A 25,910-nucleotide genomic window follows, 5' to 3' on the forward strand; every position below is an offset into this window, starting at 1 on the left:
GAGGGGAGCGCCCGCAGCCCACCCGAGGCGCGTCGAGGGATCAGCCGGCGCGGGGGACCGGGATCGCCGGATCGCGCGGGCGGTCGCGCTCGCGCTCGCGGGCGCGCTCGGGATCGCGGACGTAGGTGCCGCGCACGGCGGGGTGGCGCATGTAGGAGAGCCGGCTGGCCTCGTGGCGGGACTTGCGGATGCCATCGAGCATCAGCCCCAGCGTCAGCGACAGGCAGCTGATCACCAGCAGGAACGTCGCGACGAAGAGCGTAGGCATGCGAGGCACGAACCCGGTGTCGAGGTACGTCGAGATCACCGGCAGCACCAGCACCCCGGACACGAACGCGAGCACCGAGGCCAGCAGCCCGAAGAAGTAGATCGGCCGCTCGTGGCGGGTCAGGGTGAGGATCACGTTGAGGATGCGCCAGCCGTCGCGGTAGGTGCGCAGCTTGGACTCCGAGCCCTCGGCGCGGTCGCGGAAGCCGACCGGGATCGCGGCCGAGGGGATGCGCAGCGCGAGCGAGTGGACGGTCAGCTCGGTCTCGATCTCGAACTCGCGCGACACCGCGGGGAAGCTCTTCACGAACCGGCGGGAGAAGACCCGGTAGCCCGAGAGCATGTCGCCCATCGAGTCGCCGAAGATGCGGGTGACGATCAGGTTGAGAGCCTTGTTGCCGGCCTCGTGACCGGTCCGGTACGCCGTGCCGCGGCGGATGCCGACCACCTGGTCGAGGTTCTCGGCGACCAGCCGCTCGATCATGTCGGGCGCGGCCGCGGCGTCGTAGGTGTCGTCGCCGTCGATGAGCAGGTAGACATCGGCGTCGATGTCGGCGAACGCGCGACGGACCACGTTGCCCTTGCCCTTGAGCGGCTCGGAGCACACGACCGCGCCGGCACGCAGCGCCTCGTCGGCGGTCGCGTCGGTGCTGCAGTTGTCGTAGACGTAGACCGTCATGCCCGGCACGGCGGCGCGCAGGTCGGTGACGACCTTGGCGACCGCGGCCTCCTCGTTGTGGCAGGGCACGATCGCCGCGATGCGGTAGCGCGTGGCCAGGGACATCCGTGCGGACATGCGTGCGACCCCCATGGTCGTCGGCCCCGAGACGATGACGTCCACCCCAACGGGGGAGCAGCAGCATGGTTACGCCGAAGTAGGAATGAGTTTCAGCCGCGTTCGCCCAGAACGCTCCGGTACGTCGCCTCCAGCTGGTCGACGTGCGCCGTCCAGGAGAACGCCCCGCGGACGTGCTCGCGGCCCTCCGCCCCCATCCGGCGCATGCCCTCGGGGTCGGCCACCAGCGCTCGCAGCTCCGCGCCCAGGTCGCCGCGCTCCATGTCGACGAACCGCACCCCCGGACCGGCGGTCCAGGCGGAGTGGAGGGCGGGGTCCTCGCGCAGCAGCACCGGCAGGCCGCTGCTCATCGCCTCGAGCACGGTCAGCGGGCACTCGCCGACCGAGGCGATCACCATCGCGTCGGCCGAGCGGTAGACCTCGGGCATCCGCGCGGGCGGCACCGAGCCGAGGAAGTGCAGCCGCGGGTCATCCACGCCGGGGGGCCGCTCGCCGCCGGCGAACACCAGGTCATAGGTTTCGCCGGCCGCGGCGGCAACCAGGTCGAAGCCCTTCTTGGGCACGAACCGCCCCACGAACAGCACCCGCGGGCGGGGACGCGGGTCGGCGTGGTCGGCCGGGTGGTAGAGCTCGGTGTCGACGCCGTTGCCCAGCACCACGACCTTCTCCGGGTCGGGCAGGGTCGCGGCGATCTGCGCGTCGATCGGCAGCACTCGCCGTGCGCCGCCGAGCACCAGCCGCCCCATCGTCGCGAGCACCACCCCCTGCGCGAGCCGCACCAGGGCCGAGGAGTGGTGCACGAACCCCACGTGGCGGTGCACGACGTACGGCGTGCGCAGCAGCAGGCAGCACAGCGCCGCCACCCAGCTCGACACGTAGAGCACGTCGTGGACGTGCACGACGTCGGCCCGGCGTACCTCCCGTGCCAGCGCGGGGAGCAGCCGCGGGGAGAACAGCGGGAACGGCACCCCGAAACGCTCCTCGAACCCGTTCCACGCCCGCACCCGCACGGTCCTCACGCCGTCCTCGGTGCGCCGGCCGGGTCCGACTGTGCCGGCACTGCTCACCACCGCCACTCCCCAGCCGCGCGCGACCAGGCCGTGGGTCTCGGCGGCGACCACGGCCTCGAGGCCGCCGATGTGGGGGAGCACCTGGTGGGCGACGTGCAGCACCCGCGGCGTCGACGTCGTCACGCGCCGAAGTATGCCGCCCGGCCACCTGCCGTAACCCGCTGTCCACCTCCGCGTTGATCAGGCGGCCCTCGAGGGAGCGGGCCGACGCGCTCGGGCGCAGCCAGCAAGCACGCGACGAGGGACGCGAGGACGATCGTGACGGGCACCCGGTATGCACCAGCCGAGGCACCGCGCTGGCACCAGCGCGTGCTGCCGGTGACGGCGCTCGCGCTGCTCCTCGTGGCTGCGGCCGCACTCGCGTTTCCCGGTCTCCGCCACCAGATCGCGCTGTCGGCCAGCCACCAGCGCGAGCCGTACGTCGAGCTCTTCTTCCCCCGGGCCGCATCGGGCCCGCCCGTGACGTGCGGGACGACCGGTGGCTCGGCCCGCGTGACGTTCGAGGTCACCAGCCACCTCGCCGACACCGAGCGGCTCGCCTACGACGTGGACGTCGACGGCGTGCGCACCGGTGGCTCGGTCGACGTCGAGCCCGGCCGCACGGCCCGCGTCAGCCGCTCCCTCGGCAGCTCCGCGAAGCCCTACGACGTCTCGGTCCGGCTGCCCTCGACCGGTGAGGAGCTGCACGCCCACTGTCCCGGAGGATCGCGGTGAGCGCCCGGGTGGCGGTGCTGGCCCCGCGGTTCCCTCCCGACGCCGGTGGCGTCGAGGAGTACGCCGCCTGGGTGGCGCGCACGCTGCGCGACACCGGCCACGACGTCACCGTGGTCACCACCGGTCGCCGGGCCGGCCGCGACGCCCATGACGGCATCCCGGTGATCCGGCTGCGTTCGTGGATCACGCTCTCCAACACCCCCCTCAACCCGCTGTGGTGGTGGCAGGTGCGCCGCCTGCTGCGCCGCCTCGACATCGACGTCGTCAACGCCCACGCGCCGGTGCCCGGCCTCGCGGACATCGCCGCCCTGACCTCACCGGTGCCCGTGGTGCTGACCTACCACGCCGGCTCCCTGGTCAAGGGCGGTCACCCGGTCGACCCGATGCTTCGTGCCTACGAGCGCCACGTGCTGCCCCGCGTCTTCTCCCGCAGCCGCGAGCTGATCGCGGTCTCGCCGACGTCGCTCGCCCACGCCACCGGACGCGCCCACCTGGTGCCGCCCGGCGTCGACACCGAGCTGTTCAGCCCCCCGCCCGCGGGCACGCCCCGCGAGTGCCGGGTGCTGTACGTCGGGCGGGTCGAGCGGACCTCGCGCTGGAAGGGCCTGCAGGTGCTGGTCGACGCGCTGCCGCGGCTGCGCGAGCTGGTGCCCGGCGTACGCCTCGAGGTCGTCGGCGACGGCGACGACGTCGAGGCGCTGCAGAAGCAGGCCGCCGACCTGGGCGTCGCCGACCTCGTCGACTGGTCGGGCCGCGTCGACCACGACCGGCTGCCGGCCCACTACCGCCGCGCCGGGGTGACCGTGCTGCCGTCGTTGACCGAGTCGGAGTCGTTCGGCATGGCGCTGGCCGAGGCGATCGCCTGCGGCTGCCCGGTGGTCGGTTCGGCAGTCGGCGGGATCCCGTTCGTGGTGCGTGACGGGGAGGACGGGCGGCTGGTGCCGCCGGGCGACCCGGCGGCGTTGGCGCAGGCACTGGCCGACGTGCTCGGTGGCGACGTCCGGCCCGGACCGTCGCGCTGGGACTGGCGCCAGCAGGAGGAGACGACCGTGCGAGTGATCCGGGGGGCGGCGCGATGAGGATGCTGGAGCGATTCGTGGCGGTGCTCCGCCGGGCGACCCCGACGGTGCTGCTGCCGCTGCTGGTCGCCGTCCGCACGAAGGTCGCGTGGTCGCGGGCCGGCGTGCGCGAGGACGCCCGGGCCCAGATGGGCTTCCTGCTCGAGCGTGCCCGTCCCGGCACCGACCTCGAGGCCGTGGCTCGTGCCTACGTGCGCTACCAGGTGCGGCGCGGCGAGCTGCGCTGGCACCCGCGGCTGCTCACCGGCCTGCGGGTGGAGGGCATCGAGCACCTGGTCGCCGCCCGCGCCGGCGGTCGAGGAGTGCTGCTGAACTTCATGCACCACGGCTACTACGACGGCGCGTTCCCGTCGATCGCGCGGGCCGGGGTGCCCTGCACGATGGTCGTGCACCCCTACATGGTCGAGCCCGACGCCCCGCTGTGGATCCAGCAGCACGTGCGCGTCGGCTCCGCGAACGGCGGCAAGGTCGTGACGACCGCCGCCGGCACAGCCGGTCTGCTCGAGCTGCTGCGCTGCGGTGAGGTGCTGGCGATCGCCTCCGACGTCCCGGGCCGCACGCCGCTGCGGTTCCTGGGCCGCGACGTGCTCGGCTCGTTCGGCGCGGCCCGCCTGGCCACCGAGGCCGGTGCGCCGCTGGTGGTGATGACCTCCGAGGAGGACGCCCGCGGCCCCGTCATCCGGCTGCACCCGCCGATCGAGCCCGCGGACCACGGCTCGCCGCAGGCCTTGCTCGAGGCGGCGCTCGTGGTCCACGAGGCGGTGCAGACCCGGTGGCCCGAGGCCACCGACCTCCCGCTGTCGCGGTGGGGACGCGCCGAGGCATCCGCGGGGACCCGCGAGGTGGCGACGTGACGCTGTCGATCCTGCCGGACGAGACCCGTGAGGACACCGCACCGGCCCACCTCGCGGAGCCGGTCACCCGGCCGCCCCGCCGGTGGCACCGCCGGTGGCACCGCCCGGCGCTGGCGCTCCTGCTGCTCGCCGCAGCCCAGGCCTTGGTGGGCTTCGACGCCGACGTGCCGCTGGTCCGCCCGGCCGTCGCCCTGGTCACCTTCGTCGGGCTGCCCGCGCTGGTGCTGCACCGGCGGGCACGGTTCGCGGCCGACAGCGAGGCCGCGCGGCTGATGTACGCCGTCGGGCTGAGCATCCTCGCGCTGATGCTCGGCGGGCTGCTGCTCGACACGGTCCTGCCGGTCGTCGGCGTCGACCGGCCGCTGGCCCCGGCGCCGCTCGCGGTCGCGTGGTTCGTGGTCGACGCCGTGCTGCTTTCGTGGCGGCGCTCGGTGCGGCTGCTGCCCGACGACGCCGTACGCCGGGGACTGCGGTCGGCCTGGGTGGCGCGGATCGAGCCGGCGCAGGCCCTAGGCGTGCTCGCCCTGGTCGCGGCGGTGCTCGGTGCGGTGCGGCTCAACAACGACGCCGGAGGCCAGGTCGCGCTAGTCGCGGTGCTGCTGGCCGGCGGCGCCCTGCTCGTGCTGCTCCTCGGCCACGCCGGCACGCTGGGGCGCGACGTACGCACGATCGGCCTGGTCGCCGCGGCCCTCCTGCTGGCGACCTCGCTGCGCGGGTGGAGCATCACCGGCCACGACATCCAGGCCGAGTTCCTGGCGTTCCGGCTCACCAACGAGGGTCAGAACTGGCAGATGAGCGACCTGCCGAGCGCCTACAACGCCTGCCTGAGCGTCAACATCCTGCCCACGGTGCTCGTGCAGGCCACCGGGCTGTCCGGCGAGCTGGTCTTCAAGGTGCTGCTGCAGCTGGTGTTCGCGCTCGTGCCGGTGCTGACCTACCTGTTCGCCCGACGCTTCGTGCCTCGCACGGTCGCGCTCGGCGGCACCGTGCTGACGATGGCGTTCCCGACGTTCTCCACCGACATGCCCTACCTCGTGCGCCAGGAGGTCGCGTTCTTCTTCCTCGCGCTCGCGCTGCTCGCGGCCACCGAGCCCGACCGGCGCCGGCGCGGCGCCCGCGCGCTCGTCGTCGTGCTCGGGGTCGGCGTGATCGTGTCGCACTACTCCACGACGTACGTGCTGCTGATGGCGCTGGTCGCGGGTCTCGTCGCGATGGTGCTCACCGGAGCCGTACGCCGGCGCAGGGGCACAACCGCCGGGCCACCGGCCGCACCGCTGGTGCTGATGCACCCGCTGGTCGTGGCCGTCCTGGTGGCGATCACGCTGGCCTGGGCCGGGCCGGTCACCCACACCGGCGGCCACGCTCGCGACGTGGTGCGACAGACGGTCGACGCGCTGACCGGCCACGGCGTGGACGGCCCCGGCTCCTCGGACACGTCCTACTGGATCTTCTCCGGGGACCAGACGACGCCGCGCGAGCGGATGGACCTGTTCGTCAAGGACACCGTCGCCTACCGCGACGCCGAGATCCCCGCCGACCAGCGGGTGGTGGCCCACCCCGGCCCGGCCGAGCTCTCCCCGCAGCTGCACGACGACGGCGCCGACCCGGTCGCCAACGCGCTGCGGTTCGGCGCCGCGGTGCTGATGCAGGTGTTCCTGCTGCTCGGCGTGCTGTGGCTGGTGCGCCGGCGGCTGCGGCGCCGGGCCGACGGTGCCGAGGGCCTCTCGCGCGAGCTCACCTACCTCTCCGCGGGGACGGTAGCCGCGCTCGGCCTGATCGTGGTGGTGCCCAACCTGTCGGTCGACTACGGCGTGCTGCGCGCCTTCCAGCAGACGCTGCTCGTGGTGGCGCCGATGCTGGCCATGGGCCTCGCGGTCGCGCTGCGACCGTTGGCCGCCCGGGCGCCGCGGCTCTCGACGGTGCTCGCCGCGGCGGTCCCCGTCGCGCTGTTCCTGGTGCTCGCCGGGGTGCTCTCGGTCGCGCTCGGCGGCCAGCAGCAGCGGATGGCGCTCGCGGCGTCCGGGGTCTACTACGACCGATTCTTCGTCTCCGATCCCGAGATGCAGGCGATCGACTGGCTCGGGGCGGTCGACCACGCCGACCGCACCAACGAGCGCATCATCGCCAACCGCAACGTCAACGTGCGCCTGCTCGCGCTCAGCGACAACCGCGCGCCCGTGGCCGACCGGCTCTACCCGACGCTGCTGTCCAAGGACGCCTACGTGTTCGTCGACAGCCAGATCATGGACCGCGGCGTCTCGACGATCTTCTACACCGGCGACCTGCTCACCTACACCTACCCGCTCCACGACCTCGACGACCACCTCGACCTCGTCTACAGCGGGCCGGACGCCCGGATCTACCGATGACCCATCCCGTCGTCGCCAAGGTGCGCGCGGTCCGCCAGGACCCGCTGCTGATGAACTCCGCGCTGATGTTCGCCACCACGCTGCTGATGGCCGGCGGGGGAGCGGTGTTCTGGGTGATCGCCGCACGCCTGGCCCACCCCGCCGACGTCGGCCTGGCCGGTTCGCTGGTCGCAGCCGGCGACTCCCTGGGCCTGTTCGCCCAGCTGGGCCTGAACATCGCGCTGCTGCGCACGCTGCCGCAGAGCACCCGCAAGGCCGCGGACGTGCTCTCGGCGGCGCTGGTGGTGAGCGTCGCCGGCGGCGCGTTCGCGCTGCTCTACGCGTTGCTGCTGCCGTGGACCTCGCCGCGGCTGGCGGACGTGCTCGACTCGCCGGCCGCGATCGCGGTCTTCAGCGTGCTGGTGGCGGCCACCGCGCTCAACGTGCTGTCCGACAGCGTCTTCCTCGGCATCAACCGGGTCTGGTCCTACCTGCAGCTCAACGGCGTCCTGATGAGCCTGCTCAAGTGCGTGCTGCCGTTCCTGCTCGCCGGGGCCGGCGCGCTGGGCCTCTACGGCTCGGTCGGGGGCGCGATCGCGTGCTGCGCGGCCGCGAGCGTGTGGGCGATCCTGCGACACCTGCCCGGCACCCGCTCGCTGCGCCCGTCGCCGGAGCTGCTGGCCACCCGTCGCTTCGCCATGGCCGGCTACGTCACCTATGTGCTCACCGTGCTGCCGCTGCTGGTCTTCCCCCTGATCGTCATCAACGCGCTGGGCGCCCAGCAGGGCGGGGCGTACTTCATCAGCTTCCAGGTCGTCACGCTGCTGCACGCGGTCGTGCTCGCGGTGGCCAACTCGGCGTACGCCGAGAGCGAGCGCGCCACCACCGGCCGGCACCGGGTGGTCCGCAAGGGCGGGCTCACCCTGCTCGCCTGCTCGGCAGCGGGCTGCCTGGCGATGGTCGTGGCCGCGCCGTACTTCCTGCAGATCTTCGGGGCGCACTACGTCGACTCCGGCACCGCCACGCTCCGGGTGCTCTCGCTGGCCACGGTCGGGGCGGCGTTCAACTACTGGTCGGCGATGCGGCTGCGGTTGGCCAGCAACCTGCTCGCGATGATCCTCGTGCAGCTCGTCAGCACCGCGGTGATGCTGGTGCTGGCCGTGGCGCTGGCGCCGCACGGCACGGTGTGGGTGGCGGCGGCGTGGGGGATCGGGCACGCGGTCGGCGGCGTGCTCGGCTGGCTGGTCACCGCGACCGTCGCACGCTTCCCGGATGCCGTGCCGGTCGCCGAGCCGGAGCTGGCCGCCCGATGAGGAACGTCGCTCTCTCCGTCGTGCTCGGCACCCTGCGCCTCTCCCTGGGCGTGCTGTCGCGGGTGGTGCCCACCTCGCGGTCGGTGGTGCTGTCGGTCTATCCCGCCACCGAGGGCAACGGTGTCGAGGTCGCGCGGGCGCTCGTCCGCCGCTACCGCGGCCGGGTGGTGTGGCTGCGCGACCGGGGCCCCGTGCCCGACGAGGTGCGCGCGTTGGCGGACCGGGGCCTGGTGCTGGTGCCGAAGGCCAGCCTGCGCGGGCTGTGGGCCTACCTGCGGGCCGAGGCGGTGCTGTTCACCCACGGGCTCTACGGCTCGCCGCGGCCGTGCGCACGCAAGCCGATCGTGAACCTCTGGCACGGCGACGGCCCCAAGGACATCCGCCCCGACAAGGGCGTCGGCGCGCTGATCGCCAGCACCTACTTCGTCGGCAGCACCTCGCTGTGGTCACCCTGGCAGGCCGAGGGGTTCGAGGTGCCCGCCGAGCGCGTGCTGCTGACGGGCAACCCGCGCACCGACCAGCTCGGCCAGCCGGTCGACCCCGCCCGGCTCGCCCGGCTGAGCATCGCCGGCCCGTTCGTGGTGTGGATGCCGACGTTCCGCCAGGCCCGTGCGGTCGGCGCGATGCGGGTGCACGGGGACGGCGTACCCGCCGAGGAGGGGCGCGCCGAGCTCGCGGCGCTGCGCGACGGCCTGGCCGCCCGCGGCATCGCGCTGGTCGTGAAGCCGCACCCGATGGACGCCGACCGGCGCCGCTGGCCGGGTGTGGTGACCGTCGACGAGGACGACCTCGTGCGCGCCGGGGTGAGCCTCTACGCGCTGCTCGGGGCCTCGGCCGGCCTGGTGACCGACTACTCGAGCGTGTGGGTCGACTACCTGCTGCTCGACCGCCCGCTGGCGTTCCTGGTGCCCGACCGTGCGTCGTACTCCCGCGCGCTCCATCCCGCCGACGTCCTCGACTGGGTGCCGGGCGAGGTCGTCGACGTCCGGGACCGGCCGTTCGAGCGGTTCCTGGCCGACCTCGACGCCGCCGGCGCGGTGGACTCCGCGCAGCGGCGGGCGGTCGCCCGCCGGATCGGCCTCAACCCGTCCTCGACCTCCGCCGACGACCTGCTCACCGAGCTGGTGAAGCGGGGCGTGCTGAGCTCGGGCTGAGCGGCTCGGCCCGAGCGGGCCGCAGCACGTCGCTGCGGGGGTGCAGGAAGGGGCGCTCGAGCAGGCGGTAGCTCAGCACGGTGAGCACGACCGCCGCAGTCACCGCGACGAGACCGAGCACCGGCTTGGGCAGCGCGGCGTCCTGCAGCAGCAGGAACGGCACGATGTGCCACAGGTACAGGCTGTAACTGTGCCGCCCCACCGCGGCCAGCCACGGGTGCGCGAGCAGCCGGTGCACCGGCCCCGTCTGTGAGGCGTAGCCGGTGTGGATGAGCACCACCGTCGCGAGCACCGCCACCGGCACGCCGACGTAGCGGTAGAGCAGGTCGTGGCCGTCGCGCCCGAGCACGGCGTACGCCGTCACCGCCCCGAGCGCGACCGCGGCGGCGAGCGTGCCGTGTCGGGCCCGATCCGCGGGCTGGCCGTGTGCGGCGAAGCGCAGCGCGAGCGCGGCACCCACCAGCAGCTCGGCCGAGCGCGCCGACGGCCCGAAGTAGAAGGCGAACGTCCCGAGTGGCAGCGACAGCACGTACGCCGCGGCCGCCAGCACCAGGGCGGCGCGGCCCAGCCGGACCGCCGACCACCCACGCGAGCGCGCGACCAGCACGCCCAGCGGCCAGAGCAGGTAGAAGTACCACTCGACCGCCAGCGACCAGGTCTGTCCGAACGGCTCCAGCCCGGGCAGCCACAGGCTCCCGTGCTGGCCCGCCGCCCAGACCGACGAGGCCTGGGTCAGCGCGAGGACGCCGTGACCCGCCACCTCGACCGGACCGTCGGGGGCGCTGGGGACGACGGCGTACAGCAGCACGCCGCCCACCACCAGCCCGGCCAGGGCGGGGTAGAGCCGCAGCACCCGCCGGCGCAGGAACGACGCCCACCCGCGGGCCCAGCCGCCGGTGAGCGGGGTGCGCCACAGCATCGTGGTGATGATGAAGCCGCTGAGCACGAAGAACACGTCGACGCCGACCGAGCCGCCGTGGAAGAGCGGGACGTACCAGCTGAACCAGTGCAGGGCGAGGACGGCCGAGATCGCGACCGCGCGGATCCCGTCGAGGTAGTCGAACCTGCCTGTGCCCGCCACGACGGGTCCCCCTTTGTCTCCCACTGGTCACCGAGACGTTCGGGTCCAACGAGGGGGAGCGGATCGCGTTATGGCCCGGTCTCCAGCGGTCCGTACCACCGGTATCCAATGGGTGGCGACGCGTCACGTCGGGGCTCCAAGTCCGTCTAGCATCAGTGCCCATGTGGACTAGACCGGCGTCGCCGGCCCTCGCCGGCGCGCTCGTGGGAGCCCTCGCCGTGACCCTGGTCGCGTTCGCGCCCACCCCGGCGAGCGCGGCCCGCTCGGGCGCCCCGGCCGAGCCTCGGGCCGCGATCCGCGAGCTGAGCGCCGTCCCTGCCGACTCGATCGTCGACAGCTACGGCGTCGGCATCCACCTGAACTTCCTCGACACCCCCTACCGCGACTACGACGCCGTCGCGCGTGCTCTCTCGGGCCTCGGGGTGCGGCACGTGCGCGACGACCTGTTCCTGGACGCGCCGCGGGAGTACGACGCGATCCGGACCGTCGCCCGCGACGCCGGGGTGCGCTTCGACCTGATCATGGGCCGGCCCGACCGGCCCGGCACGCCCGCGGACTACGTGCGGACCGTGGCGGACAAGCTCCCGGCAGGTGCCGTCGAGAGCCTCGAGGGGGTCAACGAGTGGGACCTGTTCGGGGGCGGCACGGACTGGGTCAGCGCGATGACCACCTGGCAGCGGCAGCTCTACACCGCGGCCAAGGCCGAGCCGGCGACCGCCCACCTGCCGGTGCTCGCGCCCGCGCTGGCGTTCGGGCGCAACTACAGCCAGACGGGCGACCTGACGCCGTACGCCGACGTGGCGAACGCCCACATCTACCCCGGCGGGTACCCGCCGTCGAACCTGATCACCCAGATCAGCCAGGCGGTGCGCCAGCTGGTGACGGGCAAGCCCCTGATCACCACCGAGGCCGGCTACCACAACGCGGTCCACACCACGAACGGCCACCGGCCGGTCCCCGAGGACGTGGGCGGCGTCTACCTGCCGCGGCTGCTGCTCGAGCACGTCCTGCGTGGCGAGCAGCGGGTCTACAGCTACGAGCTCGTCGACGAGTTCGACGATCCGGGCGCCGTCGACCCCGAGGCACACTTCGGCCTGATGCGGCGCGACTGGTCGCCGAAGCCGGCCTACACCGCGATGCAGAACCTGCTCGGGCTCCTCGCCGACCCCGGGCCCTCGTTCACCCCCGGGTCGCTCGCCGTGACCGCCGACGGCCTGCCGGCGGACGCGCACTACCTGCTCACCCAGAAGCGGGACGGCCGGTTCGTGCTGCTGCTGTGGCGCGACGCGTCGGTGTGGGACCCGGTGAACCAGCAGCGGCTGGCCGTGGCGCCCGCGAACGTGACGCTGCGGCTGGGCGACGACCGCCGCCTGCGGGTCTACCGGCCCAGCCAGGGCGCGGACCCGGTCGCCGACGCCACCGGGACCACCCTGCCGCTGCAGCTCGACGGCCAGGTCACCGCGATCACCATCGATCCCACCCAGCCTCCGCAGCCGCGGGACGTCGTGGCCCAGCCCGGCAACGGCAGCGCGACGGTCACCTGGCGACTCCCCGCCACCTCGGCGGACCTGACCGGCTTCGAGGTCACCCGCGAGCCCGGTGGCGTGTCCACCCGGGTGGGCCCGCACGTCCGGTCCTACACCGACGACGCGGTCGTGAACGGCACGGCGTACCGCTACGCGGTGCGGGCGCTGGGCGCCGACGGCGTCTCCCCGGTCGTCTCGGCCCCGGCGGTCGTCCCGGCCGGGGTTCCCGGTCGACCGCGCGCGGTCTCGGCGTCGGCCGTTCGCCGTGGCGTCACCGTCACGTGGCGCGCGGCCGCAGCCAACGGCAGCGCGCTGACCGGCTACCGCCTGGTGTGTGCCGGCCGGACGCTCACGGTGGGCCCGGGCAGGCACCGCGCGACGATCTCACGGCTTCCCGCCGGCACCCGGGTGCGGCTCTTGGTGCGCGCCGAGAACGCTGTCGGCCGGGGGCCGGCCGCGCGCTCGGCGTACGTCACCACGCCCGGAGGCTGACCGGAGCCTGGGCGTGTCGCGCATCCGCAAGGCACACTGATGACCATGACGGCAACCCAGACGGAGCCCAGCACGGCACCCGGCGGGCTGACCTCGCAGCAGGTCGACCAGCTCGGTGCGGAGCTCGACGCGATCCGGCAGGACGTCCTCGACAGCCGCGGTGAGCGGGACGCGACGTACATCCGCCGCGTCGTCCGAGCTCAGCGCATGCTCGAGATCGGCAGCCGCGTCGTGCTGCTGCGCAGCCGCCGTCCCGCGGCGTGGGTCCTCGGCACCGCAGGCCTGACCGTCGCCAAGATCCTCGACAACATGGAGATCGGGCACAACGTCCTGCACGGTCAGTGGGACTGGATGCGCGACCCCAAGATCCACTCCAGCACCTGGGAGTGGGACCACGTCACGCCGGCCGCCCAATGGAAGCGCGCCCACAACGTCACCCACCACACGTTCACGAACATCGTCGGCATGGACAACGACCTCGGCTACGGCATCATGCGCGTCGACGAGGCGCAGGAGTGGCAGCCGCGCCACCTGGTCCAGCCGTTCTGGAACTTCGTCACCGCCTGCATCTTCGAGTACGGCATCGCGATGTTCGACCTCGACCTGGGTGACCACATCCGCGACAAGCGCAACATGTCGCCGGAGAAGAAGGCCGAGGTGAAGGTGGCGCTCGCGAAGGCGGGCCGCCAGCTGACCAAGGACTTCGTGCTCTACCCCGCGCTCTCGGGCCGCGGCTGGCGCAACACCCTGGCCGCCAACGCGACCGCCAACCTGGTGCGCAACCTGTGGAGCCACTCGGTGATCATGTGCGGCCACTTCCCCGAGGGTGTGCAGACCTTCGAGCAGGCCGAGCTCGACGTCGACGAGTCCCGCGGACAGTGGTACCTGCGCCAGATGCTCGGCTCCGCGAACATCTCCGGCTCGCCGGCGCTGCACCTGATGACCGGCAACCTCTCCCACCAGATCGAGCACCACATCTTCCCCGACCTGCCGAGCAACCGGTACGCCGAGATCGCACCCCGGGTGCGGGAGGTGTTCGCGAAGCACGGCCTGGCCTACAACGCGCGCCCGATGGTCCGCCAGGTCGCCAGCGCCTGGCACAAGGTCGTCCGGCTCTCGCTGCCGAACGGGTGGCTGGCCGAGACCAACCGCCGCAACCTGGTGCCTCAGCTCCGCAAGCTCGCGGCCCGTCCGGCCTGATCAGGGCCCTCGGGCTGGTCCGGGGCGTCCGGGTCGCTCGCGCCCTCGGACTCCGTGGGCTCCTGCGACGGCTCGTCGGTAGCCCCCTGCGAGGGACCCGTCGTCTCGTCGCTGCCTGAGTCGTCGCCGGGGTCGTCGGTGCCTTGGTCCTCGGTACCTGAGTCCTCGGCACCGGGGTCGTCGGCGCCTGAGTCGTCGGCACCGGGGTCGTCGGTCCCGCCGGAGTGGTCACCGGGCTCGGTGCCGCCGTCGTCCCCCGACGGACCGTCGCCGGGGCCTTCGCCGGGTCCCTCGCCGTGATCGACGTTCCCGCCGGGTGCGCCGGTGCCCGGCTGGGCCGGGCCGCCCGGGGACGCCCCGCCGGCGCCGGAAGGGACTCCCGTGGGCACGACGGGGGACGTGCCCACGGGAGTGTCGGGGGAGGCGCCGCCGGTGGGCGTGCCGGAGGCAGGGGCCCGGTCACGCGGCGCCGGAGGCTGCTCCTGCTCGCCGGTGCCCGGCAGGAGGTGCTGGTGGTGGGCGATGCCGAGTCCGGCGGCGACCGCTGCGCCGGTCCCGATCGCGACCTGGACGCCGAGGCCGAGCCCGGCGAGCGCCTGCAGCGCGCGGCGCCACCAGGCGGGCGTGGCCGACGGGACGCCGGTGCCGGTGGTCAGCCACGTCTGGAGGGCGGGAGATGCCTGGGGGAGAGGGGCGGCGGTGAGCGCCGCGCGGTGCGAGGCCAGTGCGTCGGTGAGCGGGCGGAGCTCAGCCTGCGGGGGCAGCCCGGAGCCGCGGGCGGCGGCGAGGAGTGCCTCAGCCTGCTCGTCGGTCAGGAGCGTCGTCATCAGGTCGCCTTGCTGTCGAGAGTGGTCGTGCGCGGATCTGCGTCCAGGGAGCGCCGCAGCGCGTCCAGGGCCCGCCGCTGGAGCGACTTCACGGTGCCGACCCGTTTGCCCATCACGTGGGCGGTCTGCTCGAGCGAGAGGTCCGCGAGCAGGCGGAGCGTGACGACCTCGCGCTGGTCGGGGGTCAACCGGTCGAGGTGGGCCGCGAGGTCGTCGGCGGCTGCTCGGTCCACGACGTCGTCCTCGACGCTGGGCACCGCGCGGACGTCGTCCTCGGCCCGCCACGACGTGAGCGGCACTCGGCGGGACCGCTGTCGCCGCTCGTCGACGACCCGTCGCCGGGCGATGGTCAGGAGCAGGGCGGCGAAGCCGGCCTCGTCGCCGTCGAACCTGTCGATGCCGCCGAACGCTGCCACGAACACGTCGCTGGTGATCTCGTCGACGTCGACGCCGCCGCGGAACCGCACGAACGCCGCCACCCGGCCCGCATGGCGCGCCCACAGCTCGGCGAAGGCGGTGCCTTCGCCGAGCCGTGCATCGTGCAGCAGGTCCTGGAAGTCCACGGGGTCACATTGTGCGTCCACCCGAGCCGGTGCAGTGGTCACGCAACGGCGTACCACACGGTGCGGCCGCCGGCGCCACCGTTGTCGCCACCGTTGTTGCTGCCGTTGGCGCCGTCGTCGTCGCTGTCCTCGCCCTCGTCGGAGGTCGAGCAGGCGTCGTGCGCGCTGTCGTCGGCGCCCTCGTCGTCCACCCCATCGGAGTCGGAGTCCTCGTTGCCGTCGGCGACCCCGTCGTCGTCGGAGTCCGCGTCCGCCGGGTCCGTGCCGTCCTCGTTCTCGTCCTCGTTGTCGACGCCGTCGGAGTCCGCGTCCCGGTCGTCGGCCACGCACGACTCGGTGGCGTCGTCCTCGTCCTCGTTGGCCACGCCGTCGGAGTCCGCGTCCTCGTCCCCGTCGGGAGTCCCGTCGCCGTCGGTGTCGGCCACCGCCGGGTCCGTAGTGGCGGAGCCGTCGTTGACCTCGTCCCCGTCGTCGTCGCCGTCGCCGTCGGTGTCCTGGTTGCGGGGATCCAGGCCGCGGCGGAACTCACCGATGTTTCGCAGCCCGTCGTGGTCGGCGTCTCCGCGGGCGTTGGCCCGGTGCGCATCGAGGTGGTGGGCGATCTCCCAGCGGTTGGGCATGCCGTCGCCGTCGCTGTCCCGGCTTGTCTGGGCCGAGCTCGGGCTGCCGAGCGCGAGCGGCGCGGCGATCGCTGCCAGGCCCGCGGCCACGGCGGCCACGCCACGGCGGTGCGAGTAGTAGGTGCTCACGGTGTCGTCCTCCCGGTGGGCGCTGCGGTTCAGCGCACTCAACCGGTAGATCGTCGGCGTCGGCGCCGGGGATACGGGTCCGCGGAACAAATCTCCCGGGTCCTCCCCCGGATCCGCGGATCCGGGGGGAGGACGTCGACCCTGCTGGCAGGCTGACGCCATGGAACGTGTGCTGGGAATCGGTGGGTACTTCCTCCGTGCGCAGGACTCCACGGCGCTGATCGCGTGGTACCGCGACTGCCTGGGCCTCGACACCGACGACCACGGCCTGTGGCAGCCGGCTGCGGGACCGACGGTGTTCTCGGCGTTCGAGGCGGAGACCGACTACTTCGGGCAGCGCACCCAGCAGACCATGCTGAACTTCCGGGTCCGCGACCTGGACGCGATGCTCGACCAGCTGCGTGCGGCGGGTGCGGACGTGTCCGAGGAGGTCCAGGACTTCGAGGGTGTCGGGCGGTTCGGCTGGGTCACCGACCCCGAGGGCAACCGGGTCGAGCTCTGGCAACCCGCCTGAACCTGAGTGCCGAGTCGGCGCGGCTTGAATCCACCGCCTCAGACTGTGCCGAGTCGGCGTGGGTCCGGGTGGATGAGCGGCGGCTGGTGGGGTACTGCCCGACGTGACCGCTGACCTCGTGTACGTCGTCGCCGGGGTCAGCCTGCTCCTGGCGATCGTCCTGCCGGAGCTCCTGGACCGGTGGGCGATCTCTGCCCCGATGGTGCTGGTGGCCGTCGGCATCGGCATCGGGCTGACACCGCTCCCCGACGGCATGCCGCTGGACCCACAGGCCAACCGCGCCACGATCGAGCACGTCACGGAGCTGGCCGTCCTGGTGGCGCTGATGGGTGTCGGCCTGGCCCTCGACCGACCGCTCAACCCGCGGGTCCGGTCCTCCTGGGCCCGCTGGGGCACGACCTGGCGCCTGCTGGGGATCACGATGCCGTTGTGCATCGGCTCGGTCGCGCTGCTCGCGTGGGGCGCGGGCATCGCGCCCGCGGCGGCGCTGCTCCTGGGGGCGGTCCTGGCGCCGACCGACCCGGTGCTCGCCTCCGACGTCCAGGTCGCCGGCCCCCAGACGGGCGACCGGGAGGTCGACGAGTCCGACGAGCTGCGCTTCACGCTCACCTCCGAGGCCGGGCTCAACGACGGTCTCGCGTTCCCGTTCGTGTACGCCGCGATCCTGCTCGCCACCGAGGGCGGGGTGTCCGGCTGGGCGCTGGAGTGGGTGGGGTTCTACCTGGTCGCGAAGGTCCTGATCGGCGTGGTCGTCGGCATCGCGGTCGGCCGGGTGCTGTCGTGGGTCGCGTTCCGCTCCGCGAGCCGCTCGCTGCGCGTGGCCGAGCGGGGCGAGTCGCTGCTCGCGCTGGCGGCGCTCGTCACGGCGTACGGGATCGGTGACGTCGTCGGCGGCTACGGATTCTTGTCGGTGTTCGTCTGCGCGATGACGTTCCGCTCCGCGGAGCGATCCCACGACTACCACGCGGCGATGCACGAGGTCGCCGAGCGCCTCGAGCGACTGCTGACCCTGTTCGTGCTGCTGGTGCTCGGGATCGCACTGAGCCGGGGGCTGCTGGGCGGCCTGGACTGGCGCGGGGTCGCGATCGGGCTGACGCTGCTGCTGGTGATCCGGCCGGTGGCCGGCTGGGTCGGGCTCGCGGTGCGCGCCGATCGGGAGAAGCCACCGCTGACCCCGGGTCAGCGCTGGGCGGCGGCGTTCTTCGGGGTCCGCGGCATCGGCTCGATCTACTACCTGGCGTACGCCGCCGGCGAGGCCACCGAGCTCGGCTCGGACTGGCTGTGGTCGACGGTGTCGTTCACCGTCGTGGCCTCGGTGCTCCTGCACGGCGTGCTCGCGTCCCCGGTGATGAGCCGGGTGGGCGACCCCGACGCCTCGTAGCGTCGTCCGCGCTCCGCCCATCGTGGGTGGCCCATCGTGGGTGGCCCATCGTCGGTGGCCCAGACTGGAGCCATGACGCGGATCGAACCGGCCCCGGACGCGGCGGCGGCGCGGTGGCTGCTGGGCGACGAGGCCGGCGGGGTCGACTGGTCGGTGCTGGTCCGCTACGGCCCGCCCGGCTTCGAGGTCTACGTGCGGGTCCTGCTCGCCGCGGGCCACGACGCGAGCACAGCCGCCGAGGCCCCGGCCCTGCGCACCGCCCTGGCCGTGCTGGGGCGCTGCACGACGACCCCCGACGCCGGGTACGCCGCCGTCTGGGAGGGCTGGGCGAGCGGGGCGCCGCTCCCCGAGGCGCCCCGCGTGCCGATCCCGTACCGCATGATGCTGCTGTTCACCGGGCGGATCGACGCGCTCCGCGACGCGCCGGCCCTGGCGTGGCACGGCTCTGCGGAAGGCCACTTCCAGGAGCCGCACCTGGTGTGGCCCGCGGACCGGGCGTGGTGCGTGGCGTGCGAGGTCGACGAGGAGATCGAGTTCACCGTCGGGTGCTCGGCGGCGGCCGCCGAGCTCCTGGCCGACGCGCTGCCCGGGGCCGTGCGCCGGGTGCGCTACGGCGAGCCGGCCCCGATGTACCGCGATCACAGGTCGGGCCGTGCGTGATCGCCCGGCACCGCCACGCCCCGATACCCATCGGCACCAGACCACGGTCGAACGTTCGACCAACCAGAGCGCCGAGAACCGCGGGCCGGTCCGGACCGCCCGGGTGATCCGCGCCGCCCCGTAGCCTGGGAGGGTCATGCTCTGCTCCCACTTCGACGCCGGTCGGTGCCGCTCGTGCACGTGGCTCGACACGGCGTACGCCGACCAGCTCGCCACCAAGCAGCACCTGGTCGAGGACCTGCTGGCCGGGCACGCCCCGACCTGGCTCCCGCCGGTCGCCAGCGCTCAGCTCGGCATCCGCAACAAGGCGAAGATGGTGGTCAGCGGCACCGTCGAGGAGCCGACGCTCGGCATCCTCAACCCGGCCGGCGCGGGCGTCGACCTGCGCGACTGCCCGCTGCACACCCCGGGGATCCAGGCCGCGCTTCCCGAGCTCGCGGCGTTCGTGACCCACGCCGGGCTCACGCCGTACGACGTCGGGGCCCGGCGCGGGGAGCTGAAGTACCTGCTGGTGACCGAGTCGCCGGACGGCGAGCTGATGGTCCGGTTCGTGCTGCGGTCCCAGGAGCCCGTGGCGCGGATCCGCAAGCACCTGCCGGTGCTGGTCGAGCGGCTGCCGGCCGTCGTCGTGTCGGTGAATCTCCAGCCGGAGCACAAGGCCGTGCTCGAGGGTGAGCGCGAGATCGTGCTCACCGAGCAGGAGTCCCTGCTCATGCGGGTCGACGGGCTGGCGCTGCACCTGCGTCCGCAGAGCTTCTTCCAGACCAACACCGCGATGGCGGCCGAGCTCTACCGGCGGGCGCGTGCGTGGGCCGACGAGGTCGGCCCGGGCACCGTGTGGGACCTCTACTGCGGGGTGGGCGGGTTCGCGCTCGCCCTGGCCCGGCCCGAGCGGGCGGTCACCGGCATCGAGATCAGCACCGAGGCGGTCGCCAGCGCCGAGCGGACTCGCGACGAGGCAGGTCTGGAGGGGGTGCGCTTCGAGGCCGGCGACGCGACGGCGTACGCCGCGAGCCAGCCGGCCGCCCCCGACCTGGTCGTGGTGAACCCGCCGCGCCGCGGCATCGGGCCCGAGCTGTCCGGCTGGCTCGACGCCTCGGGGGTGCGGCACGTCCTCTACTCCAGCTGCAACGCCCAGACGCTCGCCCGCGACCTGGACACGATGCCGGGCCTGCGGCCGGTCCGCGGGCAGCTGCTCGACATGTTCCCGAACACCGCTCACTACGAGGTGCTCGTGCTCCTGGAGCGCGCGTGAGCGGCCCGCGCGAGCGCCTGGAGGCGGAGCAGCGGCGTACGACGGCGCGACTCGCCGCGCTGCGGGGTGACTACCGCGGCTTCGTCGATGCCTCCCGCGACACCAACGCCGACGACGAGCACGACCCGGAAGGTGCCACGATCGCGTTCGAGCGCGAGCAGGTGGGGGCGCTGGTGCGCCAGGCCGAGCAGCACCTCGCCGAGGTCGAGGCGGCGCTGGTCCGGCTCTCGGAGGGCACCTACGGCCGGTGCGCGGTCTGCGGCCGGCCGATCCCGGAGGAGCGCCTCGAGGTGCGGCCGACGGCGACGACCTGCGTCAGCTGTGCCTGAACCTTGCCGGGCCGGGGTCCCGGACCGGCCCGGGACCCCGGCCCGGGCCAACGGGCCGGGCGCCCGTTCGCTTAGGAAACCTTCAGAGACCGGGCCTAGTGTGGCCGTTCGTGCCTGATGTGGAGTCGTCCGAGGACGTCCCGGAGTTCGCAGCCCTGACCGACCGCCTCGTGCGGTGGGGCAGGCGCCTCCTCGTGGTCGCCCTGGTCCTGGTGGCCGCGGTCGTGCTGGTCCGGGTCGTGGTCAACGTCGAGACCAACCGGTGGTGGTTCGCCTCGGTGGGCGCCGGGAGCGTCTACTCGACGATCTTGCGCACCCAGATCCTGCTGTTCGTGCTGTTCGGCGCTGTCGGCGCCCTCGCGGGCGGGCTCGCTGCCTGGTGGGCGTTCCGCGGACGCTCGCTGCCCCCGCACGACCCCGAGCTCCGCGAGACCCCGGCGTGGCGGCTGCGGCTGCGCGCGCACCACACGTTGATGTGCCGGGTCACGATCGCCGTCGCCGCGGTCGGGTGCGGCGTGCGGTTGGGCTCCCGCGCCGCGGGCCAGTGGCAGACCTGGCAGCTCTGGCGCCACGCCACCGACTGGGGCACCACCGACCCCGTCTTCCACCGCGACATCTCCTACTACGTCGAGGTGCTGCCGCTGCACCGCATGGTCGTGACGCTCCTCAGCACCGCGGTCGTCTGGGGCCTGGTCGTCACCGTCGTCGCGGCCGTCCTCCACGAGAGCCTGCGCCTGGTCGGCCCGGCGCGCATCACCCGCGCGGTCACCGCGCAGCTCTCGGCGTACGGCGTGGCCTACCTGGTGCTGGCCGCTGCCGGCTACTGGCTGGACCGCGCGTCGCTGGTCACCTCCAACCGGGGCACGGTCACCGGGGCGTCCTACACCGACATCCATGCGGTCATGCCGGCCAAGATCGTGATGATCGTGGCCGTCTTGCTGGTCGCCGTGCTGCTGGCCGTCAACGTGGTCCTGCGCCGCTTCAAGGTGCTCGCGATGGGCGTCGCCGTGTGCCTGGTGGCCTCCATGGTGGCCGGCTCGGCGTGGCCCGCGGTGGTCGCCCGGCTCCGGGAGAAGCCGAGCGCCTCGACGCTGTCACTGCCCGAGATCCGTCGCAACATGGCCGCGACGCGGGCGGCATTCGGCCTCGAGGGCACGGTCGACACCACGTCGTACGGCGGGTCGAAGCGCCTGCACGGCGCGGCACTGCGCCAGCAGGCGCAGCAGGGGGCCCAGATCCGGGTGCTCGACCCCAACCGGCTCAGCCCCACCTTCAACGTCAAGCAGCAGCTCGAGGCCTACTACGGGTTCAAGTCGACGCTGGACAGCGACCGCTACGTCCTCGACGGCTCCTCGCGCGACGTCGCGATCGCCGTGCGCGAGCTGCACGTCGGCAAGGTCTCCCTCGGCAGCTGGGCCAACCGCCACCTCGTCTACACCCACGGGTACGGCGTGGTCGCCGCGCCTTCGGACACGTTCGACGCCAAGACCTCCGAGCCTGATTTCCTCAACGCGGGAATGCCCCCGACGCAGGAGATCCCGGTCGAGCACCCACAGGTCTACTTCGGCCAGTCCTCGCCGAGCTACTCGATCGTCGGGAAGCCCGCGGCCGGCAGCGACGTCGAGTTCGACCACCCCGGCGGCAGCGACGGATCCACCGCGGCGCACACGACGTACGCCGGGGGTGGTGGCGTCCCGATCGGCTCGACGATCCGGCAGCTGATGTACGCCGTGAAGCTGCACGACCCCAACATCGTGCTCAGCAAGGGCGTCACCGGCGACTCGCGGATCCTCACCGTGCGCGACCCGCGGGCCCGGATCGCGGCGGTGGCGCCCTGGCTGACGCTGGACGGTACGGCGTACCCGGCGGTGGTCGACGGCGACATCACCTGGATCGTGGACGGCTACACCTCGAGCAGCAACTACCCCGACTCCCAGCAGATCGACCTCAACAACGCGACCCGCAGCACGTTGACCACCAACGGCTCCTCGGTGGCGCAGCCGCACCGCACGGTCAACTACCTGCACAACTCGGTCAAGGCCACCGTCGACGCCTACACCGGCAAGGTGACGCTCTACGAGTGGAACCAGGACGCCGCACCCGATCCGCTGCTCAAGACCTGGGAGGCGACGTTCCCCGACCTCGTCCAGCCGCAGTCGGAGATGCCGGCGTCGCTGCTGGCGCACGTGCGCTACCCGCAGGACCTCTTCGATGTGCAGCGCCTGCTGCTGACGCGCTACCACGTCACGGACGCCGCCGACTTCTACAGCGGCAACGACTTCTGGAAGGTCCCGGCCGACCCGACGATCGCGGCCAACGCCCAGCTCAACTCCGGCAGCGCGGGAGGCGGTGCCGCGGCGAGCGAGCCGTCGGTCTACATGTCGCTGTCGCCCGACGGCTTCGGCAAGGCCCAGTTCTCGCTCAGCAGCCCGCTGGTCACGCTGAACCGCCAGCGCTTGGCCGGGTTCTTGTCCGTCAACAGCGAGCCGGGTCCGGACTACGGCAAGTTCACGCTCCTGCAGTTCCCGGCCGGTGGATCGGTCGGGTCGCCCTCGCAGGTCCAGAACGACATCGAGTCGACCACCGCGATCTCCGAGGCCCTGACCCTGCAGCGCGGCGGCAACTCCAAGGTCGTCCTGGGCAGCCTGCTCACCCTCCCGCTCGGCGGGCGGATGCTCGAGGTCGAGCCGATCTACACCCAGGCCGCGGGCGGCAGCTCGTTCCCGATCCTGCGGCACGTGGTGGCGATCTACGGCGACGGCGACCCCGGCTTCACCCAGGACCTGCCCTCGGCGCTGGCTGCCGCACTCGCGTCCGGTGACGACGAGACGGCCTCGAACACCCAGCCACACGCTCGGCCGAACGCCTCGTAGGGATCGTCGGGCCGGCTACTTGGGCGGCAGCGTGCGGGCGTAGCCGACACCGATCTCGGCCCAGCGCTCGAGCGCGTCGTCGTCCACGAGGCCGTCCGGCTCGACGCGCAGCCAGCCGCGCATCTCGCGGTCGCGCATCACGAACGGGTTGGTGTGCGGCTCGCCGAGCAGCTCCTCGGTGCGGTCCGGATCGGCGCGGAGCAGCAGGCCGCCCTCACGGCTGGCCGCGACCGCCATGTGACCGTGGACGAGGAACGCGAGGCCTCCGAACATCTTCCGCTCGGTGAGGCCGGGCTCCCCGGCGAGAACGTCGCGCAGCCGGGCCGCGAGCTGCTCGTTGTACGTCATGGGACCAAAGTCTCCTGTCTTCTGCTTCCGCGCGGGAGCACACTGGCCCCATGCGCACAACTCGGGTCGCCTCGTGCTTCGCTGCCCTCGCCCTGGTCGCAGCGGTGGTGCCGCCGGCGGCGGCGGCACCGGCCACCGAGATCACCATCGTCGACCCCGTCGAGCCCGGCAAGGCCTTCGACGTGGTGTCGGTGACGATCACGTCCGCTCCGGCCGAGGGACGCAAGGCCACGATCGTGATCCAGCACGACCGACGGGTCGAGGTGGGTGACGCCATCGATGCCTGGGTGGACACCGACGCCGACTGGGAGCCGGACCTGTTCATCACCGGCCCGTCGTTCTCCGAGTACGCCGTCTACAAGACCCACTCCTGGACCCGCCACGGCCAGGAGATCACCGACCAGGGCTGTGCCTCGTTGAAGATGGACCGCCGCCGCTCGGTCCTCCGGGTCGACCCCAGCTGCCTGGCGCCCTCGGCGCGCTTCTCGGTGTCCGTGCGGTCCTACGCGATGGACCGGCCTGCGCGGACCGACGACTACGTGCCGGGCAAGCACCGGTTCTCCAAGCGGGTGCTGTCCTACCTCCCCGGCTGACCGCTCGGACCCCGTGCCAGACTCGGCAGCATGGAGCAGCGCACCCTCGGCCGGACCGCACGTCCAGCCTCCGTCATCGGTCTCGGCACCTGGCAGCTCGGCGCGGACTGGGGTGACGTCTCCGAGGACGACGCACTCGCCGTGCTCGCCGCATCCGTCGACGCGGGCGTGACGTTCTTCGACACCGCCGACGTCTACGGCGACGGCCGTAGCGAGCAGGTCATCGGGCGGTTCCTGCGCGACCACCCGGACATCGTCGTCGCGACCAAGATGGGCCGGCGGATGGACCAGCTGCCCGAGAACTACACGCTGGACAACTTCCGCGCCTGGACCGACCGGTCGCGGCGCAACCTCGGCGTCGACACCCTCGACCTGGTCCAGCTGCACTGCCCCCCGGGCGCGGTCATCGATGCGGATGCGACGTACGACGCCCTCGACACGCTGGTCGCCGACGGTGCGATCGCGGCGTACGGCGTCAGCGTCGAGACCGCCGACCAGGCGCTGTCGGCGATCGCCCGCCCGCACGTCGCCTCGATCCAGATCATCCTCAACGCCTTCCGGCTCAAGCCGCTGGACCGGGTGCTCCCCGCGGCAGCCGAGGCGGGCGTCGCGATCATCGCGCGGGTGCCGCTGGCGTCCGGCCTGCTCTCGGGGCGCTACGACGAGCACACGACGTTCGCGCCCGACGACCACCGGACCTACAACCGTGACGGCAGCGCGTTCGACGTCGGCGAGACGTTCTCCGGTGTGGACTTCGAGGCGGGCGTGCGCGCCGCGCAGGAGTTCAGCGCGCTGGTGCGCGACCTCGGCGTGACACCCGCCCAGGCGGCGCTGGCGTGGGTGGTGCAGCAGCCGGGCGTGACCACGGTGATCCCGGGCGCCCGCAACGCCGACCAGGCCCGGGCCAACGCGGCCGCGGGCAGCGTCGACCCGCTGCCGGAGGCCGTGCTCGAGGGCGTCGCCCGGATCTACGACACCTACTTCCGCGCGGCCATCCACGACCGTTGGTAACCGCGTCTGGCGTGTCGCCTTCGCCGCCCTGTCGGCTATCGCAGCCGCGTCGGCTTCGCCGCCGCGGCAGCTAGCCTCCACGGTGGCTCGGCGCCACGCCCGCCGCGGATGCGGCTGGGGGCCGGTGTTCCGACGGTGTGGTTGCGGTAGTCGCGCTGGTTGGGGGCCGCTTCAGGCCTGGGCGTCGGCGAACTCGCAGAATGCGTCGTAGGCGCGCGGGCCGTAGATCGTGGCGGGGCCGCCCTTCATCAAGAACGTGACCCCGATCGCCTCGGCGGCCTCCTGCTTGCTGGCTCCGGCCTTCGCCGCGGCCTGCGCGTGGGAGGCGATGCACCCGTCGCACCCCTCGACCACGCCGATGGCCAGCGCGATCAGCTCCTTGGTGCGCGTGTCGAGCGCGCCCTCGGCGAACGCCGCGCGGTGCAGCTCGCCGAAGCCCTTGTAGACGTCGGGCACGGCCTGGCGCAGCTGGCGGTGGAGGGGGGAGAGGGCGTCGAGGACGTCCTTGCCGTGGGGGTGCTCGGTGCCGGTGGAGGTCATGTCGCCACTATACCCCAGGGGGTATCAGTCGAGGTGGTTCCGGCCGTCCATCTGCTCCGCGCCCAGCAGGTGCTCGAGCATGCCGAGGACCTGGCCGTCGGAGAGCTGCCACGGCTCGTCCTCGGGGTCCGGGCCGCCGATGAGAGGCTCGTCGGCGGCCCCGTCCGTGGCCTCGTCGAGGCTGGCCGCCGGGTCGACGGAGCTGAGCAGCGGGCTCAGCAGGTCGAGCCAGCGGCGTCGCTGCTCCTCTCGATCGAGCTCGTCGCGCAGGTCGATCTCCTCGGCCTGCGGCACGAGGTCGTAGAACGCGTCGAGGGTCGTCGGCGGGACGGGCCGCTCGTCGGAAGACATGCGCTCGAGCATAGGTGCGGCG

At 73.2% G+C, this 25,910-nt stretch carries 25 protein-coding genes; 16 read left to right on the top strand and 9 right to left on the bottom strand.

The genetic code is table 11. From position 1 onward, the window contains the following. Window positions 1–40: 40 nt before the first annotated feature. Together AC3ANS_RS04135 and AC3ANS_RS04140 are read right to left on the bottom strand one after the other, a co-directional pair. Window positions 41–1,063, bottom strand: coding sequence for a glycosyltransferase family 2 protein (locus tag AC3ANS_RS04135; RefSeq protein WP_488294898.1), 1,023 nt, complete (start codon window positions 1,061–1,063; stop codon window positions 41–43). 92 nt (window positions 1,064–1,155) lie between these two features. After that, the gene (locus AC3ANS_RS04140) at window positions 1,156–2,256 is read right to left on the bottom strand and encodes a glycosyltransferase family 4 protein (RefSeq protein ID WP_488294899.1); all 1,101 of its coding nucleotides are present in this window, start codon (window positions 2,254–2,256) and stop codon (window positions 1,156–1,158) included. 135 nt (window positions 2,257–2,391) lie between these two features. Here AC3ANS_RS04140 and AC3ANS_RS04145 point away from each other — a divergent pair, with 135 nt between their 5' ends. Genes AC3ANS_RS04145 through AC3ANS_RS04170 form a run of 6 tightly spaced genes read left to right on the top strand, consistent with a single transcriptional unit; the run spans window position 2,392 to window position 9,595 of the window. Further along, window positions 2,392–2,847, top strand: coding sequence for a hypothetical protein (locus AC3ANS_RS04145; RefSeq protein WP_488294900.1), 456 nt, complete (start codon window positions 2,392–2,394; stop codon window positions 2,845–2,847). Then, window positions 2,844–3,926, top strand: coding sequence for a glycosyltransferase family 4 protein (locus AC3ANS_RS04150; RefSeq protein ID WP_488294901.1), 1,083 nt, complete (start codon window positions 2,844–2,846; stop codon window positions 3,924–3,926). The genes AC3ANS_RS04145 and AC3ANS_RS04150 overlap by 4 nt, the downstream gene beginning before the upstream one ends. Then, window positions 3,923–4,780 (top strand): lysophospholipid acyltransferase family protein, encoded by an 858-nt coding sequence (locus AC3ANS_RS04155; RefSeq protein ID WP_488294902.1) that lies wholly within the window; start codon window positions 3,923–3,925, stop codon window positions 4,778–4,780. The genes AC3ANS_RS04150 and AC3ANS_RS04155 overlap by 4 nt, the downstream gene beginning before the upstream one ends. After that, entirely contained in the window at window positions 4,777–7,149 is a 2,373-nt protein-coding gene (locus tag AC3ANS_RS04160) for a hypothetical protein (RefSeq protein WP_488294903.1), read from the top strand. Before AC3ANS_RS04155 ends, AC3ANS_RS04160 begins: the two co-directional genes overlap by 4 nt. Then, window positions 7,146–8,441 carry a lipopolysaccharide biosynthesis protein gene (locus AC3ANS_RS04165; RefSeq protein ID WP_488294904.1) on the top strand — a complete coding sequence of 432 codons (1,296 nt, stop codon included), beginning with the start codon at window positions 7,146–7,148 and terminating at the stop codon, window positions 8,439–8,441. Before AC3ANS_RS04160 ends, AC3ANS_RS04165 begins: the two co-directional genes overlap by 4 nt. Beyond that, window positions 8,438–9,595: a CDP-glycerol glycerophosphotransferase family protein gene (locus AC3ANS_RS04170; protein ID WP_488294905.1), complete on the top strand. Its 1,158-nt coding sequence runs from the start codon at window positions 8,438–8,440 to the stop codon at window positions 9,593–9,595. Before AC3ANS_RS04165 ends, AC3ANS_RS04170 begins: the two co-directional genes overlap by 4 nt. Here AC3ANS_RS04170 and AC3ANS_RS04175 read toward each other — a convergent pair. Then, window positions 9,555–10,676, bottom strand: a complete 1,122-nt coding sequence (locus AC3ANS_RS04175) for an acyltransferase family protein (protein WP_488294906.1) — start codon at window positions 10,674–10,676, stop codon at window positions 9,555–9,557. The two genes, AC3ANS_RS04170 and AC3ANS_RS04175, sit on opposite strands and share 41 nt — an antisense overlap. A 161-nt stretch (window positions 10,677–10,837) precedes the next feature. Between AC3ANS_RS04175 and AC3ANS_RS04180 the strand changes: the two genes are divergently transcribed. Both AC3ANS_RS04180 and AC3ANS_RS04185 read left to right on the top strand, forming a co-directional pair. Further along, window positions 10,838–12,694 (top strand): hypothetical protein, encoded by a 1,857-nt coding sequence (locus AC3ANS_RS04180; protein ID WP_488294907.1) that lies wholly within the window; start codon window positions 10,838–10,840, stop codon window positions 12,692–12,694. Window positions 12,695–12,739: 45 nt separating this feature from the next. Next, window positions 12,740–13,894: a fatty acid desaturase family protein gene (locus AC3ANS_RS04185; protein WP_488294908.1), complete on the top strand. Its 1,155-nt coding sequence runs from the start codon at window positions 12,740–12,742 to the stop codon at window positions 13,892–13,894. On the opposite strand, the gene AC3ANS_RS04190 is transcribed toward AC3ANS_RS04185, so the two are convergent. Genes AC3ANS_RS04190 through AC3ANS_RS04200 form a run of 3 tightly spaced genes read right to left on the bottom strand, consistent with a single transcriptional unit; the run spans window position 13,861 to window position 16,033 of the window. After that, the gene (locus tag AC3ANS_RS04190; protein ID WP_488294909.1) at window positions 13,861–14,721 is read right to left on the bottom strand and encodes a hypothetical protein; all 861 of its coding nucleotides are present in this window, start codon (window positions 14,719–14,721) and stop codon (window positions 13,861–13,863) included. The genes AC3ANS_RS04185 and AC3ANS_RS04190 overlap by 34 nt on opposite strands. Continuing rightward, window positions 14,721–15,284 (bottom strand): RNA polymerase sigma factor, encoded by a 564-nt coding sequence (locus AC3ANS_RS04195; RefSeq protein ID WP_488294910.1) that lies wholly within the window; start codon window positions 15,282–15,284, stop codon window positions 14,721–14,723. The genes AC3ANS_RS04190 and AC3ANS_RS04195 overlap by 1 nt, the downstream gene beginning before the upstream one ends. A gap of 38 nt (window positions 15,285–15,322) precedes the next feature. Then, entirely contained in the window at window positions 15,323–16,033 is a 711-nt protein-coding gene (locus AC3ANS_RS04200) for a hypothetical protein (protein WP_488294911.1), read from the bottom strand. A 160-nt stretch (window positions 16,034–16,193) separates the two neighbouring features. On the opposite strand from AC3ANS_RS04200, the gene AC3ANS_RS04205 reads away from it, so the two are divergent. The 6 genes from AC3ANS_RS04205 to AC3ANS_RS04230 all read left to right on the top strand — a co-directional run bounded on the left by AC3ANS_RS04205 (window position 16,194) and on the right by AC3ANS_RS04230 (window position 23,045). Further along, window positions 16,194–16,547, top strand: coding sequence for a VOC family protein (locus AC3ANS_RS04205; RefSeq protein WP_488294912.1), 354 nt, complete (start codon window positions 16,194–16,196; stop codon window positions 16,545–16,547). A gap of 103 nt (window positions 16,548–16,650) precedes the next feature. Next, a complete protein-coding gene (locus AC3ANS_RS04210) occupies window positions 16,651–17,928 on the top strand; it encodes a cation:proton antiporter (protein ID WP_488294913.1) in 1,278 nt (425 codons plus the stop codon). A 72-nt stretch (window positions 17,929–18,000) separates the two neighbouring features. Then, window positions 18,001–18,588 carry a hypothetical protein gene (locus AC3ANS_RS04215; RefSeq protein WP_488294914.1) on the top strand — a complete coding sequence of 196 codons (588 nt, stop codon included), beginning with the start codon at window positions 18,001–18,003 and terminating at the stop codon, window positions 18,586–18,588. A 136-nt stretch (window positions 18,589–18,724) separates the two neighbouring features. Next, the gene (gene rlmC / locus AC3ANS_RS04220) at window positions 18,725–19,843 is read left to right on the top strand and encodes a 23S rRNA (uracil(747)-C(5))-methyltransferase RlmC (protein ID WP_488294915.1); all 1,119 of its coding nucleotides are present in this window, start codon (window positions 18,725–18,727) and stop codon (window positions 19,841–19,843) included. Further along, window positions 19,840–20,172 (top strand): TraR/DksA family transcriptional regulator, encoded by a 333-nt coding sequence (locus AC3ANS_RS04225; RefSeq protein ID WP_488294916.1) that lies wholly within the window; start codon window positions 19,840–19,842, stop codon window positions 20,170–20,172. The genes rlmC and AC3ANS_RS04225 overlap by 4 nt, the downstream gene beginning before the upstream one ends. A 110-nt stretch (window positions 20,173–20,282) precedes the next feature. Further along, a complete protein-coding gene (locus tag AC3ANS_RS04230; protein WP_488294917.1) occupies window positions 20,283–23,045 on the top strand; it encodes a UPF0182 family protein in 2,763 nt (920 codons plus the stop codon). Between the two features lie 15 nt (window positions 23,046–23,060). Here the strand turns inward: AC3ANS_RS04230 and AC3ANS_RS04235 are convergent, their stop codons facing one another. Further along, the gene (locus AC3ANS_RS04235) at window positions 23,061–23,393 is read right to left on the bottom strand and encodes a TfoX/Sxy family protein (RefSeq protein ID WP_488294918.1); all 333 of its coding nucleotides are present in this window, start codon (window positions 23,391–23,393) and stop codon (window positions 23,061–23,063) included. Window positions 23,394–23,443: 50 nt separating this feature from the next. On the opposite strand from AC3ANS_RS04235, the gene AC3ANS_RS04240 reads away from it, so the two are divergent. Both AC3ANS_RS04240 and AC3ANS_RS04245 read left to right on the top strand, forming a co-directional pair. Then, window positions 23,444–23,986, top strand: coding sequence for a hypothetical protein (locus AC3ANS_RS04240; RefSeq protein ID WP_488294919.1), 543 nt, complete (start codon window positions 23,444–23,446; stop codon window positions 23,984–23,986). Between the two features lie 30 nt (window positions 23,987–24,016). After that, complete coding sequence (locus tag AC3ANS_RS04245) at window positions 24,017–24,997, top strand: aldo/keto reductase (protein WP_488294920.1); 981 nt, start codon at window positions 24,017–24,019, stop codon at window positions 24,995–24,997. Window positions 24,998–25,168: 171 nt separating this feature from the next. Here the strand turns inward: AC3ANS_RS04245 and AC3ANS_RS04250 are convergent, their stop codons facing one another. After that, window positions 25,169–25,537, bottom strand: coding sequence for a carboxymuconolactone decarboxylase family protein (locus AC3ANS_RS04250; protein ID WP_488294921.1), 369 nt, complete (start codon window positions 25,535–25,537; stop codon window positions 25,169–25,171). A 24-nt stretch (window positions 25,538–25,561) separates the two neighbouring features. After that, the gene (locus tag AC3ANS_RS04255; protein WP_488294922.1) at window positions 25,562–25,888 is read right to left on the bottom strand and encodes a hypothetical protein; all 327 of its coding nucleotides are present in this window, start codon (window positions 25,886–25,888) and stop codon (window positions 25,562–25,564) included. Window positions 25,889–25,910 lie beyond the last annotated feature (22 nt).

The organism is Nocardia sp. 149-1B, assembly GCF_057747975.1.

Bases quoted from the DNA above. Each gene is read 5' to 3' on its own strand.
- AC3ANS_RS04170 (WP_488294905.1), top strand. From the start codon at position 8,438: ATGAGGAACGTCGCTCTCTCCGTCGTGCTCGGCACCCTGCGCCTCTCC.
- AC3ANS_RS04255 (WP_488294922.1), bottom strand. From the start codon at position 25,888: ATGTCTTCCGACGAGCGGCCCGTCCCGCCGACGACCCTCGACGCGTTC.
- AC3ANS_RS04165 (WP_488294904.1), top strand. From the start codon at position 7,146: ATGACCCATCCCGTCGTCGCCAAGGTGCGCGCGGTCCGCCAGGACCCG.
- AC3ANS_RS04240 (WP_488294919.1), top strand. From the start codon at position 23,444: ATGCGCACAACTCGGGTCGCCTCGTGCTTCGCTGCCCTCGCCCTGGTC.
- AC3ANS_RS04235 (WP_488294918.1), bottom strand. From the start codon at position 23,393: ATGACGTACAACGAGCAGCTCGCGGCCCGGCTGCGCGACGTTCTCGCC.
- AC3ANS_RS04180 (WP_488294907.1), top strand. From the start codon at position 10,838: ATGTGGACTAGACCGGCGTCGCCGGCCCTCGCCGGCGCGCTCGTGGGA.
- rlmC (WP_488294915.1), top strand. From the start codon at position 18,725: ATGCTCTGCTCCCACTTCGACGCCGGTCGGTGCCGCTCGTGCACGTGG.
- AC3ANS_RS04190 (WP_488294909.1), bottom strand. From the start codon at position 14,721: ATGACGACGCTCCTGACCGACGAGCAGGCTGAGGCACTCCTCGCCGCC.
- AC3ANS_RS04250 (WP_488294921.1), bottom strand. From the start codon at position 25,537: ATGACCTCCACCGGCACCGAGCACCCCCACGGCAAGGACGTCCTCGAC.
- AC3ANS_RS04185 (WP_488294908.1), top strand. From the start codon at position 12,740: ATGACGGCAACCCAGACGGAGCCCAGCACGGCACCCGGCGGGCTGACC.
- AC3ANS_RS04245 (WP_488294920.1), top strand. From the start codon at position 24,017: ATGGAGCAGCGCACCCTCGGCCGGACCGCACGTCCAGCCTCCGTCATC.
- AC3ANS_RS04205 (WP_488294912.1), top strand. From the start codon at position 16,194: ATGGAACGTGTGCTGGGAATCGGTGGGTACTTCCTCCGTGCGCAGGAC.
- AC3ANS_RS04215 (WP_488294914.1), top strand. From the start codon at position 18,001: ATGACGCGGATCGAACCGGCCCCGGACGCGGCGGCGGCGCGGTGGCTG.
- AC3ANS_RS04135 (WP_488294898.1), bottom strand. From the start codon at position 1,063: ATGTCCGCACGGATGTCCCTGGCCACGCGCTACCGCATCGCGGCGATC.
- AC3ANS_RS04155 (WP_488294902.1), top strand. From the start codon at position 3,923: ATGAGGATGCTGGAGCGATTCGTGGCGGTGCTCCGCCGGGCGACCCCG.